The sequence below is a fragment of the Ligilactobacillus equi DSM 15833 = JCM 10991 genome (assembly GCF_000615765.1).
Classification (GTDB): domain Bacteria; phylum Bacillota; class Bacilli; order Lactobacillales; family Lactobacillaceae; genus Ligilactobacillus; species Ligilactobacillus equi.
Genome location: NZ_BAMI01000007.1, coordinates 40,541 through 56,882 on the forward strand (window position 1 = coordinate 40,541; position 16,342 = coordinate 56,882).

At 36.4% G+C, this 16,342-nt stretch carries 16 protein-coding genes and 1 other RNA gene; 6 read left to right on the forward strand and 11 right to left on the reverse strand.

What is annotated here, in order from left to right; all coding sequences use genetic code 11:
• Window positions 1-24: 24 nt before the first annotated feature.
• On the reverse strand, window positions 25-189 hold the full coding sequence (locus JCM10991_RS15090) for a hypothetical protein (protein WP_155889560.1): 165 nt from the start codon (window positions 187-189) through the stop codon (window positions 25-27).
• A 214-nt stretch (window positions 190-403) separates the two neighbouring features.
• Here JCM10991_RS15090 and JCM10991_RS02965 point away from each other — a divergent pair, with 214 nt between their 5' ends.
• On the forward strand, window positions 404-781 hold the full coding sequence (locus JCM10991_RS02965) for a hypothetical protein (protein WP_156409498.1): 378 nt from the start codon (window positions 404-406) through the stop codon (window positions 779-781).
• Window positions 782-813: 32 nt separating this feature from the next.
• Here the strand turns inward: JCM10991_RS02965 and JCM10991_RS02970 are convergent, their stop codons facing one another.
• A complete protein-coding gene (locus JCM10991_RS02970) occupies window positions 814-1,986 on the reverse strand; it encodes a GGDEF domain-containing protein (RefSeq protein WP_025020502.1) in 1,173 nt (390 codons plus the stop codon).
• A gap of 178 nt (window positions 1,987-2,164) precedes the next feature.
• Here JCM10991_RS02970 and JCM10991_RS02975 point away from each other — a divergent pair, with 178 nt between their 5' ends.
• A complete protein-coding gene (locus tag JCM10991_RS02975; protein WP_025020503.1) occupies window positions 2,165-3,019 on the forward strand; it encodes a patatin-like phospholipase family protein in 855 nt (284 codons plus the stop codon).
• A 57-nt stretch (window positions 3,020-3,076) separates the two neighbouring features.
• Here JCM10991_RS02975 and JCM10991_RS14315 read toward each other — a convergent pair whose 3' ends face one another.
• Window positions 3,077-3,598: a TetR/AcrR family transcriptional regulator gene (locus tag JCM10991_RS14315; RefSeq protein WP_025020504.1), complete on the reverse strand. Its 522-nt coding sequence runs from the start codon at window positions 3,596-3,598 to the stop codon at window positions 3,077-3,079.
• Window positions 3,599-3,887: 289 nt separating this feature from the next.
• Here JCM10991_RS14315 and JCM10991_RS02985 point away from each other — a divergent pair, with 289 nt between their 5' ends.
• Entirely contained in the window at window positions 3,888-4,127 is a 240-nt protein-coding gene (locus JCM10991_RS02985) for a hypothetical protein (RefSeq protein ID WP_025020505.1), read from the forward strand.
• Between the two features lie 75 nt (window positions 4,128-4,202).
• On the opposite strand, the gene JCM10991_RS02990 is transcribed toward JCM10991_RS02985, so the two are convergent.
• The 8 genes from JCM10991_RS02990 to JCM10991_RS03030 form a co-directional block, all read right to left on the reverse strand.
• The gene (locus JCM10991_RS02990) at window positions 4,203-5,111 is read right to left on the reverse strand and encodes a sensor domain-containing diguanylate cyclase (protein WP_162149486.1); all 909 of its coding nucleotides are present in this window, start codon (window positions 5,109-5,111) and stop codon (window positions 4,203-4,205) included.
• A gap of 748 nt (window positions 5,112-5,859) precedes the next feature.
• On the reverse strand, window positions 5,860-7,077 hold the full coding sequence (locus JCM10991_RS02995) for an ABC transporter permease (RefSeq protein WP_025020507.1): 1,218 nt from the start codon (window positions 7,075-7,077) through the stop codon (window positions 5,860-5,862).
• Window positions 7,074-7,967 carry an ABC transporter ATP-binding protein gene (locus tag JCM10991_RS03000; RefSeq protein WP_025020508.1) on the reverse strand — a complete coding sequence of 298 codons (894 nt, stop codon included), beginning with the start codon at window positions 7,965-7,967 and terminating at the stop codon, window positions 7,074-7,076. Before JCM10991_RS03000 ends, JCM10991_RS02995 begins: the two co-directional genes overlap by 4 nt.
• A gap of 262 nt (window positions 7,968-8,229) precedes the next feature.
• The gene (locus tag JCM10991_RS03005; RefSeq protein WP_025020509.1) at window positions 8,230-9,213 is read right to left on the reverse strand and encodes a DHH family phosphoesterase; all 984 of its coding nucleotides are present in this window, start codon (window positions 9,211-9,213) and stop codon (window positions 8,230-8,232) included.
• A gap of 176 nt (window positions 9,214-9,389) precedes the next feature.
• Window positions 9,390-10,529: a THUMP domain-containing class I SAM-dependent RNA methyltransferase gene (locus JCM10991_RS03015; protein ID WP_025020510.1), complete on the reverse strand. Its 1,140-nt coding sequence runs from the start codon at window positions 10,527-10,529 to the stop codon at window positions 9,390-9,392.
• Window positions 10,530-10,623: 94 nt separating this feature from the next.
• Window positions 10,624-10,993, reverse strand: an RNA gene (rnpB, locus tag JCM10991_RS14805) — RNase P RNA component class B.
• 17 nt (window positions 10,994-11,010) lie between these two features.
• The gene (gpsB, locus tag JCM10991_RS03025) at window positions 11,011-11,352 is read right to left on the reverse strand and encodes a cell division regulator GpsB (protein WP_025020511.1); all 342 of its coding nucleotides are present in this window, start codon (window positions 11,350-11,352) and stop codon (window positions 11,011-11,013) included.
• Between the two features lie 95 nt (window positions 11,353-11,447).
• Window positions 11,448-12,002 carry an SLOG family protein gene (locus JCM10991_RS03030; protein ID WP_025020512.1) on the reverse strand — a complete coding sequence of 185 codons (555 nt, stop codon included), beginning with the start codon at window positions 12,000-12,002 and terminating at the stop codon, window positions 11,448-11,450.
• Between the two features lie 120 nt (window positions 12,003-12,122).
• On the opposite strand from JCM10991_RS03030, the gene recU reads away from it, so the two are divergent.
• From recU to JCM10991_RS03045, 3 genes are all read left to right on the forward strand, one after another.
• Window positions 12,123-12,746, forward strand: coding sequence for a Holliday junction resolvase RecU (gene recU, locus JCM10991_RS03035; RefSeq protein ID WP_025020513.1), 624 nt, complete (start codon window positions 12,123-12,125; stop codon window positions 12,744-12,746).
• Window positions 12,747-12,809: 63 nt separating this feature from the next.
• A complete protein-coding gene (locus JCM10991_RS03040) occupies window positions 12,810-15,095 on the forward strand; it encodes a transglycosylase domain-containing protein (protein ID WP_025020514.1) in 2,286 nt (761 codons plus the stop codon).
• Window positions 15,096-15,173: 78 nt separating this feature from the next.
• Complete coding sequence (locus JCM10991_RS03045; protein WP_025020515.1) at window positions 15,174-16,307, forward strand: DUF998 domain-containing protein; 1,134 nt, start codon at window positions 15,174-15,176, stop codon at window positions 16,305-16,307.
• Window positions 16,308-16,342 lie beyond the last annotated feature (35 nt).

Below are 16,342 nucleotides of genomic sequence, written 5' to 3' on the forward strand. Positions count from 1 at the left end.
GTATAAAATTGAAGTTTACCACGATCAATAAAATCGACAAGCCGCAATCATGTTATTGTCAGCAAATTCATTTGCCATTCCATCAGAGGTCGGAAAAACCAAAACTGGTTTGCCCGTATGACCATAAACATTGTAATGTATTTCGCGACCTAAATTAAAACTATAATGCACATGACTTGCAAACTTCATCCTAAAGCCTCTTTTCCTATCTTAATTTTAATCTCATTAAACGTTTAAAAAATATCGGATGCAATCAAATATTTATATTTTTTTTAGAAAAGCTATTTATATTTACCCGTCAAGATGGTTATAATAAGAGAGGATATTTATTAGGGGAAAATATGAATAAAGAAAACTATTTCTTTTAAACTCCCAATGATTTTTATTTTGAAAGGATTTTTATTTGATGGAATTATTTGGAAATATTTGGGTTGCACCTGATGTTGAAAAACAAACAGATGAAATTAATAACTACAACTTTAACGCTACAGCTACAATCGAAGGCCTCCCTTTCCCTACAAAATACACTATGGATGCTTTGGTTTCTTTAGCCGGTTTGGATACCAATACTAGTCATGTTTTAGAAGTACGGATTGATAATGAAGTTGTTTACACGGAAGAATTACCTGTTGACATGCTAAGAAGTGACGCTTCCAAGAAGGGAAACCTTAACATGACCGTGACTCTCAAGAACTTTGATCTTAAGAAATCAGGTATACATACTTTCTCTCTTTGGATGGATAAGCAACGTCTTGATGATTTCAAATTGTGGTTTGTATAATACAAAAAGCATTTCCGGGTGGAAATGCTTTTTTAGAACCCTGGTACGTATTCACGAGGCTTTTGTCGGCCTACTTTTTTAGCAATCTTAACCCGATATAAGTCAGTATCAGCAGTTTCAAACAGAGTACGGTATTTCATACCTTTCTCACGATGAGCTAAGCCAATTGATAAATTTAAATCAAAAGGGAAATCTTCTTTTTGACTTAATTGATCGATATTGTGATTAATCTTGTTCTTAAAAACTTTAGCATCATTTTGATTTTTAAAAACCGCCGCAACCACAAATTCATCCCCTGCATAGCGGGCAATGGTTAATTTTTCAACCTCTTGCGGTACTGATAATTTTAAGGCATTCGCTACTGTCATCAAAGCCGCATCCCCAGAAATATGTCCATAGGTATCATTAATATTTTTAAAGTCATCAATATCAACAATATAAAGATAAGATTCATAAAATGTACTATCAGTAAAAAAATCTTCAATTTCGCGTTCAAAGTGTGCACGATTATTTAATTTTGTCAAAGTATCCTCTGAAATTAGCTTATTAAAAGCATCAATTGAAATTGCTACCACCCCAATTGTTACACTAGGTGCGAGGACTGCATAAATATTATCAAAAATCGATAATAATAACCCTAGCAAAACAGGAATGGGATAATAAAGGTAGCCTCTAAAATTTGTTCGATACAAGTAGGTCCGATATATGTAGATGTTCTTTATGATAAAGAACATCCCATAAAAAAGGTAAGCTGCCGGTGCAATAACTAGCAATAGAAAGAAGTTTTCATTAATTAAAAAACCATTACTATCAATTCTAAAAAACCATTGTGTTTGATAGTTTAAAAATAAGAGAAAAGCCTCAATTGACATCATGCTCATAAAAATCCACAGACTATCAAAACTCGTATTTCCCATGACTGTTGTAAAATAACGATTCCAATAATAAGAAGCTAAAATTCCCACAATAAAGGTCAGCGAATTTGTAAAATAAGACCACTCTACAATATTACCCAAGGGCCATAGACCACGTGTACATAGGCGGGCGACACTACTTACTAGGTAAATATTGCCTACCCAAATAGCCATCACTGTAAAGTCATCAACATAGCTTTGCCGATTATTAAAACGATAATTAGCAACTAAAATTAAAATTATCAAATAACAAAAAATATTTGATACCATATAAGACATCGATAATGCCATAATCCGCCTCCCCTCAAAATAATACCAAAACTTTCTTCCTTTTATATTTTAGTCCTATTTGTCTTTACATACAAGCTATTTTCTCCGGCCTCCATTTTTTTATCATTCATAAAATTAAACTTATTGTTACTTAAGTAGAAAAGCCGGAGTATAATATACAGCAGAGAGGAGAATTTTTATGTATTATAATGCTGCACTAGTACTTGAAGGCGGTGGCATGCGTGGCAATTACACTGCCGGTGTTTTAGATGCGTTCATTGCTAATGATATTCAATTTAAGTGTGTTATCGGAGTTTCAGCCGGAGCTTTGGCTGGCGTTAATTTTGTTTCCAAGCAATTCCGTCGAACCTTTGAAATCAACCGTCGTTATAGCAAGGATAAGGACTATATTTCTTTTAGTCGTCTCTTAAGAAAAGAAAATTTCTTTAATTTAGAGTTTCTTTTTGCAGATCATGGTTTTGAATGGCATAATTTCGATGAACGGGCGTATTTACGTTCAGAAACTAATTTTATTCCTGTTGCCACTCGACTTAATGATGGCAAAATGGTTTATTTCGAAAAGCCTATAGGTCAAGAACTAGAAGATGCTCTCTGTGCGTCAGCTACCTTACCATTCATTGCCAAGCCCTACCAAACTTCTCAAGGTCTCTGCATGGATGGTGGCTTCTCTGATTCAATTCCCTATGACTTAGCTCAAAAACTAGGCTTCAATAAAATTGTCGTCGTACGCACCCAAGAACGTTCTTACCGCAAAAAGCCCACTTCTCGTGTTATGAAGGAGCTTTACCTGCACGAATTCAAGGAATACCCTGACTTTGCGAAAGCAGCTATTACACGACCTCAAGTTTATAATCGTTCTCTAAATATCTTAGATGGTCTTGAAGAGTTAGGAGAGGTTTATTGCATTGCTCCTCAAGAAGAAGTCAAAGTGGGACGCTTAGAAAGAAATCCCGAAAGAATAAGTGAACTCTACCATGTTGGTTTTGATGATGCGATAAAGGCCCAAAGTGAAATGTTAACCTACTTACGTTAACATTTAAAAAGTCCCACCAAATTACGAAATTTATTTGGTGAGACTTTTTAATTTTCATTAAAATAAATATTTGTGTAGAAAATGGTCATAGTTAGTTAGGCTTTCTTGAATTTGTTCTAAATCACTTGGAAGGTTACCACTTCTAAGTAAAGCTAAAATTCCTGCTATATTTTCTACAAATAAATCAATCCCCAAAAGGAAATCAGCTTCTACGAAATGCTCCAATAAAATTTGTCGTAAAGTTAGTGTAAATTTACTTTTGTATCCAGGAATTGCCAATAAAATTTGATATTTTTGTTCTAAAGGTAGGACAAGTTCTAGAAGACTTTTTCCTTTTTGGTAACTAGTCAACTTGAGGCGAAGACTGTCACGATACTCTTGCAAAGATTTAGTCACAATTTTTTCGCTAAAAGTGTTTAAATCTTTATAGTGTAAATAGAAGGTTCCTTTACCCACAACCGCATGATCAACTAATTCCTTAAGTGAAATTTTTTCTAATGTTTTTTCAGAAAGTAATTCTAAAAAAGCATTTTCAAGTGCCATTTGCGTTTTGAGAACACGTAAATCTGTTTTAACCATGTCCCATCACCCCATTTCCTTTGTCATTTTATTAGGCGAAAGCCCCGTTAGATATCCCTATATATAAGCGAATTTACAATGTGTACCTAAACTTTTATTTTAGTAAGGCATTAACATGTGACAGATGAGCAACTTCCGATATGGCTAAGGTTTCCCCGTCCATTATTATACGCTATATCATATTAAAATTACTAACCTTTCTTGTTTTTTGCTTAAGATTTTTTAAATTATTGCTAAAATTGTTTTTGAAAATGAAAAATGTCAACTCAGTTTACGAGGAGGAAATCTAGTGTTAATTAAAGATAACTGTACTAAAAGTATAGCGGATGAAAATATAGCTTCGACTTCAAAAGAAATTGCACGTGTTATGGCAACCAATGTTTCTTCTTCACTACATATTGTTGATGATTTATATGATTCATCGATAGAAGTAGTTGTCGCTAAAACTTCAAAAATAAAGAAAAAACAAAATAAATTAGGTTTAGATGGAAAAACCTTAATTTTGCCGATAGTTAAAATGGTACACTAAGAACCGCTAGAAATAAACGTTTTTACAGCGAAATTTCTAGCGGTTCTTACTTTCTTAAAATATTCCTAATTTCAGTTAACTATCCATCACAATGTTGCCTGCATTATTTTTCGCATTAAACAAAGTTTTATCAGTTTTAATAAATAACTCATGGACTGTTTGCTTCGCATCAACCTCTGCAACTCCAATGCTAACTGTTACTCGTGTTTCTTCTGCGATTCTCATCCGAATAAGTTCGGCTAGCTTTTTCGTCTGGTCATAACTAATTCCTTCGAATAAAATGAAAAACTCGTCACCACTATAACGAAATGGCTCAGCTTTATTGTCGATACTATCTCGAATAATGTCGGTAACTTGCTTTAGCATGCGATCACCACCGAGCCGACCAAAATGATTATTATATATTTCAAACATATCGATGTCAATTAACATCGCTGTAGTGTAAGTTCCTACCCCACTAGGACCATCTACCAAAGATGACAAAGTCTTACGGTTATAGAAACCTGTAATATAATCTGTATTACTTGACTGAATTAAAATTAAGTGGTCCTCAATTATTTTAGCCATTTTTAGCATCATTTCTCTAACTTCTGGCTTAAAGACTTTTTCACGATCATCTAGAAGACAAAGTGTCCCATATAATTCCCCATCAGGATTATGAATCGGGCATCCAAGATAAGTAATGAGTCCCTTCTTAGCCCCGATAGAGTGTTTCCAAATGTCATCTTTATCTGCATTCGTAATTTCAAAAAAGTCATCCTCTGAAATAACTCGTTCACAATAGATTTGGCAATCTTTCAACACACCAAGACCACTAACATTGTAATACTCAAGACCGGCTTCATTTACAATCATATTTTCAAGTTCACCATTATATAGGCGGTTAATTAGCGCAACTTTCACATCTAGCAAACTTGCTAATAATTCTACAATTGATTGCCATTGTTCTTGAACCTCATCATTAATTGGAAGGAGTTGATTCATGTTTTTCGGTATGCTTTTCACATTCATCATATGCTTCCCCCGTTGTTATATTTTAGATAAATCACATATTATTCGGCCTTCATTATCTCATTTATTTTTTGAATGTGCAAGTCAATCTTTAAGGTAGATAGTCAAAACTTTTTGTGGGTAATTCACTTTTATTGGTGATATGACGGCATTTGTAAGTTTTTGTATTTTTTCCCAACGTTAACTATTGCCCTGTTCAATCTAGAATTTGACGTTAAAACCCTAGTTTGAGGGTTTTCGTAGTACTTATCATTCTTCGTGTGTTTCTTTAGCTTTTGCTTACGGATTTCGAAAATATCTATTTTGTTGTATACAACATCCGGACCTCAGCTAATGTATTGACTCCTTCGACGCTCCACGCTATAGGGCGTGAACTGAATTTTTCTGATAAATAGAGATTTATGTGCCCTTCAATAGAATCTCATATAGCTTTATTGTATCCCTCGAGATAATGATTTTTTGTAAATTTAGTTAAAAAAATTTATCCATAGAACTTTTGTCAGTCTTTAAAGTATTACATGGAGTTTTGCAAAATATCGTCCTAGACTTTTTCACCTAATTGCTTTTTTTATTTTAATTTAAGTTAAAGTAACTTTTACTTGATAAGTATTAAAACAAAAACCCTAAAAATTCCGTTCTAAAAACATTGACTTCTTAAGGTTTTTAATATTGTTATTCTTGTATTTCTAAAAAACTAGTTATTTCCCAGCCTCATCTTCCCTTACTTGATGGTTAAAGCCTTCTTGAAACTTCGCCACAAGCTAATGTCGTCATTTTGTAAAATTAAACCAAAATAAATTTTCGCAATGTAATTAGCAAGTAAGAAGATTGTCATAAGTAATAAACTCAATGATATTAGTACCTGCCCTCCACCTACACTGCCATCAATCAAACGTAATGGCATAAAAAAAGAAGATAAGAAAGGAACATAGGACAATACTCGTACGATAATATTTTCTGGATAAGCAGCCAGCGCCATCACTCCAAAAAAGCCTCCCATAATCAGATACATCAATGGTTGCACAGCCTTATTCGAATCTTCAACACGTACAACCAAGGCACCACAAAAAGCAGATAATATTGTATACAGTACCACTCCTAAAACTACATAGAGGAGACTAACTGATAATAAATTTTGAATAACATCAGTAATTAGACTTTGATTAGTCTTTAACCAGTTAAACTTTTCGCCAAGCTTTGGCAAAAAACTATACAAAATTCCGCCACCCAGTAAATAAATTGAAACCTGAGTAAAAATCACCCCGAAAAGTCCCAAAATTTTGCCATAAAAATAAGTTTTGGCTGGAATACTGGAAAAAATAACTTCCATAATTTTGGTCCCTTTTTCAGCCGCAATCTCTTGGGCAGTGGTTGCACTATAATTTAGCAAGATAAAGTACATTAAAATAATTAAAATCATTACTGATAATAATTTAACTGTTTCTTTATTATTATACTCAGAGTCTATTTTTTCATTAAAAACAGGGACTTGCTGTAACTGTTTTTGTTCTTCTACAGTTAAACCAACTCGAGCATAATTAAGCGCTAACTGCCTTTGATTTAACACCGTAGTTAACTTTTGCTTAAGTTCTGTATCTAGTGTCTTTACACCCTGATAAGTTGCCACTAAGCGTTGATCCGCTTGATTATCGATTACCACGTAGCCAGCAATTTTTTGTGCAGTAAGGGCTTGATCTGCCTTAGCAACTTTTGTATAAGCCAGAGTTAATTGTTTATCTTTCTTTAAACTTTGCCTCAACTCTCTATCATTAGTAATCACCGCAATTCTTTGATTTGTAGCCTCTTGATGACCGATAAAATAGCCAATTCCTAAGGAAATTCCAAAAAAGATAAAGGGACTCAATAATAGCAAAACAAAGGCCCAAGATTTAACTTGACGTACATAAGTTTCTCGGGCCACAATCATTAATTTTTTCACATTTCCACCCCAGCTTTCAACTTAAAAATTTCATCAAGTGTCGGAGGTTGCTGATCAAAGGTACGGATGGGACCTTGTGCAGCCAAAATTTGAAAAATGTTTTGCCCCTGGCTCGGGTCACTTAATTCTAAACGATAAGCCCCACTTTTTTCTAAATTTACCTCTGCCACTCCGGGTAATTTGGCTAACTCTGCAGCAGTTAGACTGGCACGTACAAAAAGACGACTAAGTCCAAAGCTCTCTCTAACTGACTGAATCGGTCCATCTAATACCACCTGTCCCTGATTAATCATAACTACATCATCACAAAGTTCTTCGACATTATTCATAGAGTGATCAGAAAAAATAATCGTTGCCCCACGTGCTTGTTCCGATAAAATTACTTGTTTTAGAATTTCCGTATTGACCGGATCTAAACCACTAAATGGTTCATCTAAAATAATAAAATCCGGTTGATGCAATAAGGTTGCAATTAGTTGAATCTTTTGCTGATTCCCCTTAGAAAGGCTCTTGATTTTATCATCAATTTTACCCACTACTTGAAGACGTTCCATCCAAAGTGGGAGTTGCTTTTGAACCTGAGATGTAGAAATTCCTTTAAGGTTAGCTAAATAACGAACCTGATCAAAAACAGTTAATTTAGGCATCAAGCTCCGTTCTTCAGGTAAATAGCCAATTTTTTCATAGCTTTCTTTACTAATTTTTTCTCCATTTAAACGAATCTGACCTTGGTAATCCAAAAAGTTTAAGGCACAGTGGAACGTCGTAGTCTTTCCAGAACCATTTTTACCAATCAAACCCATGATACTCCCGCTTGCAACTTGAAAAGTTACCTCTTTTAAAACTTGTTGTTTACCAAAATATTTATTTAAGTTTTTCACTTCCAACATGGGTAATCATCCCCCCTTCACTTTAAGTTTAGTTGAACTAAAGAACTACTGTCAACGTAAAAAATACTTCCGTTTAACTTAAAAGTATTTGTACTTAATCAACAATAACATATGATTTAATATTTCCCAGATAGCTACTTCTCTTGGTCAGCTCGATTAATTCCATCAATTAGATTATCAATAAAAATTTTTGACCTAAAAAGGCGAGCTTTCCCGTGATGATAAACCATCGCGACAAAAGCCCGCACGATAAAAACAAAAACTATTTAACCGTCTTTAGCCTGGTAATCAATTCCATTAGCTTCGCTTCTTCACCTGCTTTAAAACGAACCCCTGAAGCATATGGATGCCCACCACCTGCATATTCTTGAGCTAAGACGTTAATCACCGTGCTTTGAGAACGGAGACGTAATCGCCAACCTAAATCCTCATTTTGAACACACATAACCCATTTTTCTACACCTTCAACACTCCCCAAAAGGTTTACAAAATTGGCAATCACACTCGCTGACCAACCCTTGGCTTTGAGTTGTGCTTGATTAATTATTATCCAAGCTGTATCACCTTCAACTCGGAGATGTTCGTAAATATACCCTTTCATCCGACTTTCTTCTAAACTAGCTACTGATAATTGGTGGTTGATGTTCACCAAAATCTGAGCCTCAAACCCTGTCATCATTTGAGCTAAAACAGCCATGGTGGTATGGGAAAAAGCATAAGCCAAACGTCCAGTGTCCCCCATAATTCCCTTGTAAAGTAAGGTAATAACTTCCGAACTCACTTGGTCACCTTGTACCTGGAACAAATCTGCAATAATTTCCGAGGAACTGGAAGCGCTAGTCACGATTAATTCTTCCGTTTCAGCCGGATACCCGGCATCCGTCGTCTTAGGATGGTGGTCAAGTTTGATAATCCGATTAGCTTGGATAAACATCTCGTCGGCTGACATACTATCAGCTAGATTACCACGGTCCATCCGCGCCACATTGGCAGTATCAACCACAATAAGCAAACTATCCGTAAAATCTTGTGGGGTCAAGGTATCCATTTCACCAAAGTCTGCTAACTCATCAGGACGCAAACCGCCCACCTTTAAATTTAAATTTCTGGCTTGTGTCCTTTCACGAATAATTTGCGCTAAACCTAATTGAGCACCTAAAGCATCAAAGTCAGGACGTTCGTGTCGCAATATCACTATTTTCTCAGCACTCAAAATTTCTTGGCATAACTGCATTTTTAATTCCATGATTATTTCTCACCTTCAAATTTTTCTTCTGCTTTAGTATAGCATTTTTTGTATTTAAGATAAAAATTAATTTTTAAAGCGAAAATTTTTATCAACCATTCATCAGTTTTCAGTCTAAACTTTCTAAATTTCCCAAAAGAAAAAGGCACTCTCTTGTGTAAAGAGCACCTTCTAGGCTAATTACGGATTCGCTTGCCCCAGTATTGAAAATAGTCTGTTCGTAAGGAGCCATTGTATAATTTTCGTTTCTTACTAGCTTTTTTCCCGTAATATTTTTCAAACTCAAGATCAGAGGTCAAAATATATTCACTCCAGCTTTCATGCGGTAAGAAAACTTGTCCCATCTGCTTATAAAGTTGGCGTACAGATTCCTGATCACTTAATCTTTCCCCATATGGTGGGTTGGCTACTACAACTCCATTAATTTTATCCGTCTTAAAGTCTTTTACTGCTTGCTGCTTAAATGTGATACTATCTTCTAAATTCGCCGCCCGAGCATTTTCCTTAGCAATTTCAATCATCGAGCCATCAATATCGTAACCTGTAATATCTAATTCAACGTCAAAATTAGCTTGCGCCTTGGCCTCATTTTTAATTTGCTTAACTAAAGTAGGAGTTACAAAGCTCCAATTTTCAAACGCAAAGGAACGCATCAAACCAGGGGCAATATTGTACCCAATCATAGCTGCTTCAATTGGTAAGGTTCCCGAACCACATACAGGATCTACAAAAGGCTTTTCAGGGTACCAATGGGCTAGCAAAATTAAAGCTGCAGCCATATTTTCTTTCATCGGCGCGCCCCCCTTGGCAACCCGGTAACCCCGTTTAAAAAGCGAAGATCCAGTCGTATCTAAGGTTAACATAACCTTATCTTTATTGATCGCCACTTCAATAGGATAAAGTGCTCCCGTTTCAGGTAAACGGGTTCGGCGATGGTATGCTTCACTTAATTGGTTAACAATTGCTTTTTTAGTAATAGCTTGTACAGAAGGAACATTGTGTAGAGCTGATTTCTGTGATTTACCGGAAACAGGGAAAGCTGCATCCATTGGTAGTAATTCATCCCAGGCTACAGCTTTAGTTCCTTGAAATAATTCTTCAAAAGTTCGTGCTTCGAATTCAGCCAACACAATCTTTACGCGATCAGCAGTCCGTAACCAAAGATTGGTTTTTATGATGTCAGTTACATCTCCTTCAAAGCGCACCCGACTATTTTCTACTTGAACCTTTTCATAACCTAAGTGGCGTAATTCATTTCCAACAATAGCTTCAATCCCAGCTGCAGCAGTAGCAATTAATTTAAATTTTTTGGTCATAAAATTTTCCTTCCATAAATAAAATAGCATAAATTTTCATTTGTTCATTAAAAAAGGTCGAGACAAGTCCCGACCCTTTACCTGCTTTGTAAATCTCTATAAGCCAAGTTCCGTACGTCAACTAGCCCAGGTCGGCTAATCAACGTGGTAATCATCTATCTCCAAGTATTTCTACTTGCCCCCAAGGTTTGTTCATTTCCGCCTTGAAGCGCCCCTACCAAAGTTTGGGTTACCTGCTCGCAGGGTTTACCGCGTTCCACCTGCTTTGTTTCCAAAGCAGCTTCGTCACTGTGGCACTTTTCAGGACTACTCAAGCTTAGCTAAGCCTTAGCTCTTTTATCCGCCGTCACCAAAATGGTGCCCCACCTTATTTTTTCAGTGAGTACGATCACTACAGACATCGCAGTCTGTGCAAGCCTGGACTTTCCTCAGCATATAAAAATATGCCGCGATTACCCGAAATTTACAAAATTATTTACTTTTAAAAGCGATTACTCTGACTTTCGTCGTTAAGCTGTGTGCCACCAAAAACGTGACGCTCTAAGTTGGACAAACGTTTTAGGATATCCATGTTTGTCGAAGCAGAAGCAGAGCGACTTATTTGATTAGTCCCACCAACTTCTAATTGCTTGGTTAATTCATCAACCTTAGCCACCAATCGTTCATTTTCAGATTGGAGCCGTTGAAATTCCTTAGTATAGTATTCATAGTCTTGAATAATAATATCTAAAAATTCATCGACATCAGCCGGATCGTAACCACGAACCTTATTTCTAAAATTTTTGTTAATGATGTCTTTAGGTGTAAGATTAACATTTTCCACCGGAATGCACCTCATTTCCTACTTAGGAACTTAACTCATAACAATAAAATTATAGCAAATTTAAGTGTTTTTGACTAGTATTTTTTTAATATTTTTTAGTAATCATTTTCTCTTTGTACTTTTTCTTGATAAAGTTCAGCCTCATTTTGTAACTGATCCATATCGATTAAGCTTAAATTTAAATCTTCTCGTTCTTTGAGAACCTGATAATCATATTTACTCTTGCCCTCAAATTCGGGATCATAAACTAAGAGCGCTCCATGACAATGGGACAACATGAAATTTTGATAGTTACGCAACTGTTGCGGACTTCGGTAAGGATTTTTACTAACCTCGCCAAAAAAATCGACTTGACTTTTAAGCTGAACTAACTTACTTTGGTTAACTTCTTGCCACTGCTGACCAAAATTGCTAAAAGCTACCAAAGCCCCAATTTTTAATTGGGGATATTCCGATTTGAGTTCCAAACAGACTTCAATTCCCCATTGTTCAACTCCCAACTGTAAGCCTGTCAAAACCCACTCTAACCCCCGATCCAATAAGTTGATTAACTCTTTACGTAGTGCCTGCTTAATCACCGTTACTTTAGGATCATTATCTTTAAAAACACCTAATTCATAACTTCGATAGCCACTTAGCCAGATATTCACGGTTATCCCCCCTCTCTTACTTTAATACCTACCTTATATTTTAGACGTTTTTTTAAATTAAACAAGACGCTTTTATATTTGCCAACATTTGGTATAATGGAGTTATCAGGGGGGATTTTTATGGTTATTCATTACCCAAATGGAAAAACTTTTCGTCCACAAAACATGCCCACACAAAAAATTAAAGCATCGCCTAGTAAAGTAAACTACGGTAATCGTGGGATGACCCTTGAAGAAGAAATTAACGATAGTAATCAGTATTACCGTGCTACACAAAAAGCCGTTATTCATAAGAAACCAATTCCGTTACAGATTGTCAAAGTTGACTATCCTAAAAGAAGTGCTGCGGTCATCAAAGAAGCTTACTTCAAGCGTCCTTCGACAACGGACTATAATGGCGTTTACCGGGGATACTACTTAGATTTTGAAGCTAAGGAAACACGAAATTTAGCTTCCTTTCCTCTAAGTAATTTTCATCCCCATCAAATCGAGCATATGCGTGCTTGCCAAAAGCAAGGTGGCATTTGTTTTACTATTGTGCGTTTTTCAAAAAGTCAGGAGGTTTTTCTAATGCCAGCTGACCTGCTCTTTACTTATTGGGATCAACAGACTACCGGACGAAAGTCAATTCCCAAAAACGAAATTGCCCAGGTCGGTTGGAAAATTGATTATCGTATTAAACCACGTCTCCCATACCTCGATTATGTTGACCAACTAATTGAAGTTTCAAAGAGACATCTTTAATAAGGAGGAGAAAGCTAGCGAAATAAGGGTAATTTGCCTTTGAATTCGTTTAGCAGATTATTTATGAGTGAGCAAGAACCAAAATACTCGCGCACTTCACGACGACAAGCCCAGGAAAACGTGCGTCGCAGTCGTCGCAAACCAAGTAAAGGTGGCGAACTTTGGAAAAAAATTATCGCTATCGTTTTCGCTTTATTTGTTCTAGGTTTCGTTATTTTAGGAACGGTATTTTTTGTCTATGCTAAGTCCGCACCAACCTTAAATGTTGATAAATTAAATAGTTCAAGTGAAACTACAATTTACGATTCCCAAGGTAATAAAATTATTTCTTTAGGAGCTGAAAAAAGGCAAACCATTTCTGCTAATCAAATGCCCTCAGAGCTTAAGGATGCGGTAACTTCGATTGAAGATAAACGTTTCTATAAGCATAATGGGGTTGACCCTTACCGAATTGTAGCTGCTACCTTGGCTAACATTACCCACGCCTCAGCAGGTCTCCAAGGGGGGTCTACTCTTGATCAACAATTAATTAAGTTATCCTACTTTTCAACCAAGCGTTCTGACCAAACCTTAAAACGTAAGGCCCAAGAAGCTTGGTTAGCCCTACAACTTGATCGCCAATACAGTAAAGACGAAATCTTAAATTTCTATGTCAATAAGGTTTATATGGGGAACGGAATTTACGGGATGGAAACTGCTGCCAAGTATTATTATGGTAAATCCCTAAAAAAACTTAATTTAGCCCAAACAGCTCTAATTGCTGGAATTCCTAACGCCCCTTCATCTTACAACCCTTATGCCAGCATCGAGTACGCTACTAGCCGTCGCAATGATGTCTTGTTAGCCATGTACAATAATGAAGAAATTAGCAAGTCTGAATATCAAGCTGCTAAAGCGCAAAGTGTTAAAGAAGGCTTGATTCCTCAAGCTGAACAAGAAGATACCCATAGAAGTAAGCGTGCCATCTGGGCCGATGCTTATTTAAAACAAGTTATCAAAGATGCTAGCGATAAAGGATATGATCCTTACTCTGGTAACTTACAAATTTACACTAACGTTGACATGGATGCCCAGGAAAAATTATATGAATTAGCTAATTCGGAATTAATTGGTTATCCTGACGATAATTTACAAGTTGCTGCCACGGTAGTTAACCCCAACAACGGTAAAATCGTAGCCATGATTGGGGGACGAAATAATTCCGATACAACTTATGGTCTAAACCGAGCGGTACAAACGAACCGTTCTACAGCTTCAACAGCTAAGCCATTAGTAGATTATGGCCCTGCTATTCAATACCTAAGTTGGGCCACATATCACAAATTGAGTGATACGGCCTACAATTATCCCGGTACAAGTGTGGCGGTTAATGACTTTGACCATGCCTATAAAGGGGATATGTCCATGCAACAAGCTTTAATTGAGTCACGTAATATTCCTGCCGTCAAAACCTTAGAAAAGGTTGGAATTGATAAATCGACTCAATTCCTGTCTAAGTTAGGTTTTAATATAAAAAATCTACACTACTCGAATGCTATTGGTCTTGATGCTTCAAGTTTACAAAACGCCGCTGCCTATGCCGCTTTCGCCAATGGTGGGACCTATTACCAACCAACTTATATCAATAAGATTGTTACAGCAAACGGTGACGTTAAGGAATACGCTAGTGAAGGGGTACGTGCTATGGACCGTTCCACGTCCTTCATGATTACCGCCATGTTAAAGAAAGTTATCACTTCAAGTAACGGAACAGGTAATTTAGCATCTATCTCTGGCCTTTACCAAGCTGGGAAGACTGGAACTAACGGTTACCCTTCAGACTCCAAGGTTTATGTTCCAAGCAATTCCATCATGGACGGGTGGTTTAATGGTTATACTAAGAATTACTCCATTTCTGTTTGGACTGGTTACGATCAACCTTACAAGCACTTTATGTCTGATTCCGTAGCTCGTAGCATACCACTTTACCTTTACCGTGATATGATGACTTATCTTTCCCGCGGAGTTACCAATTCCGATTGGACACGACCAAGCAATGTCTATCCAAAACGAATTGATGGGGATACTTACTACTATCTTGCTGGCTCTGAAGATCCTGACATTATTTCAAGTAAAATCAAGAGTGTTTCTTCTGTGCTTTCTTCGATTTCAGCTTCATCTAAGTCCTCTCAATCGAGTGAATCAAGCTCATCAGAAGAAAGTTCTAGCGAAAGTAGCTCTACTACTGAACCTAGTTCCTCAGCAGAATCTTCTGCTAGTGAGTCTTCTCAAACTAGCACGTCAACTTCACAACCAAGTAGTGCTTCACCTCAACCAAGTGCACCTGCGGATGTACCTGCAAATAATTGAAAAACAACTTAAAAGTTGATTGTTTAGATACAGTCGACTTTTTTACTGTACAACTAACCCAAGGAGAATAGATAGTTTATGAAAAACGACACTCAATATTTACAAGCAGCGCTTAAAGCCGCGGGATTTACTGGTCAAGATATTTTAGAACTTACAGTCAACCAAGGTAGTATTACTATAAAAAGGAAAGAATTAAACCAACAAGTTGATTTAACGTTAACCCTTTGGCTAACCTTCACCACTAGTGTTCTCTTCACGATATTACTTTGGAAACAGCCATATTCGCAAATTTCTCTTACAGGTCCTAATTCTATCGCGAGTTACCTACTAATTCTCGGAACCATTAGTGGCTTAATTGCTTTTACGTATGAGTTCTGCCAAAACGTAGCATTTAAAACTCAAAAAAAGATTATTTTTTGGCGTAACTTCCCGAGTATTATTCTTAGTTTCACCGCAATTTTAGCAACTTCAATTGTAGGCTTTTTTGAAATCATTAAGCTCCTCTTTAGCGGAGCATCTTTTGATAAAATTACTACCCTAGTCATCTTCATGAGCCTTAACTTAGCTCTTAATTATCTCATGGCGGTGATTGGCTACCGTTTAACAATTCCTTTTTTACGCAGCCTCTTCACTGTCGTAATTATTGGGGGAGTTGTCTTAGCTATGGCTACCAACCAAAACTTGCATTGGTGGCAATATAATCTTAGCTACCTTGGTACTAACCAATCAAACTCTTGGTGGCAATTTAACCTAACCTTAATCTTAGCAGCAGGAATTTTTTTAGCGCTAATTGATTTTATCTTCGTCTTTTTGCCTAAAACTCAACAACTCATTTATTTACGCATAATTTTATCATTAATCGCCTTGAATTTAGCAGGTATTGGGCTTTTTCCCAATAATCCCCACCTCCACTTTTGGCACGTACAAGTAGCCAACTTCTTAGTTATTATGATAATCATCTTGATTGTACTCATTAAGTGGCTCCTACCCAACATAAGTTCGCGTTTTTTACATCTTTCTATTCTTAGTGGCGTTGGCTTAATCGGTTTAGAAATTTTATTTCAATTTATTGGTTATCTCTCTCTAACAGTTTTTGAAATTTCAGCTTTTTCCTTAGCTTTCGCCTGGTTAGTACTTCTCTTTGATCACCTTTTTATCCTCGCTAACCGAGGAACTATTAGTTATGAACTCACACTTAAGCAACTTCAGTAATTCTAATTGAACAAACTCAGCAGTCAACTACCCCC

Coding starts and splice junctions, on each gene's coding strand:
- JCM10991_RS03005 (WP_025020509.1), bottom strand. CDS start 9,213: ATGGAATTAAAAATGCAGTTATGCCAAGAAATTTTGAGTGCTGAGAAA.
- JCM10991_RS03015 (WP_025020510.1), bottom strand. CDS start 10,529: ATGACCAAAAAATTTAAATTAATTGCTACTGCTGCAGCTGGGATTGAA.
- recU (WP_025020513.1), top strand. CDS start 12,123: ATGGTTATTCATTACCCAAATGGAAAAACTTTTCGTCCACAAAACATG.
- JCM10991_RS02975 (WP_025020503.1), top strand. CDS start 2,165: ATGTATTATAATGCTGCACTAGTACTTGAAGGCGGTGGCATGCGTGGC.
- JCM10991_RS03045 (WP_025020515.1), top strand. CDS start 15,174: ATGAAAAACGACACTCAATATTTACAAGCAGCGCTTAAAGCCGCGGGA.
- JCM10991_RS02970 (WP_025020502.1), bottom strand. CDS start 1,986: ATGGCATTATCGATGTCTTATATGGTATCAAATATTTTTTGTTATTTG.
- JCM10991_RS03040 (WP_025020514.1), top strand. CDS start 12,810: ATGAGTGAGCAAGAACCAAAATACTCGCGCACTTCACGACGACAAGCC.
- JCM10991_RS03000 (WP_025020508.1), bottom strand. CDS start 7,967: ATGTTGGAAGTGAAAAACTTAAATAAATATTTTGGTAAACAACAAGTT.
- JCM10991_RS15090 (WP_155889560.1), bottom strand. CDS start 189: ATGAAGTTTGCAAGTCATGTGCATTATAGTTTTAATTTAGGTCGCGAA.
- JCM10991_RS14315 (WP_025020504.1), bottom strand. CDS start 3,598: ATGGTTAAAACAGATTTACGTGTTCTCAAAACGCAAATGGCACTTGAA.
- JCM10991_RS02990 (WP_162149486.1), bottom strand. CDS start 5,111: ATGAATCAACTCCTTCCAATTAATGATGAGGTTCAAGAACAATGGCAA.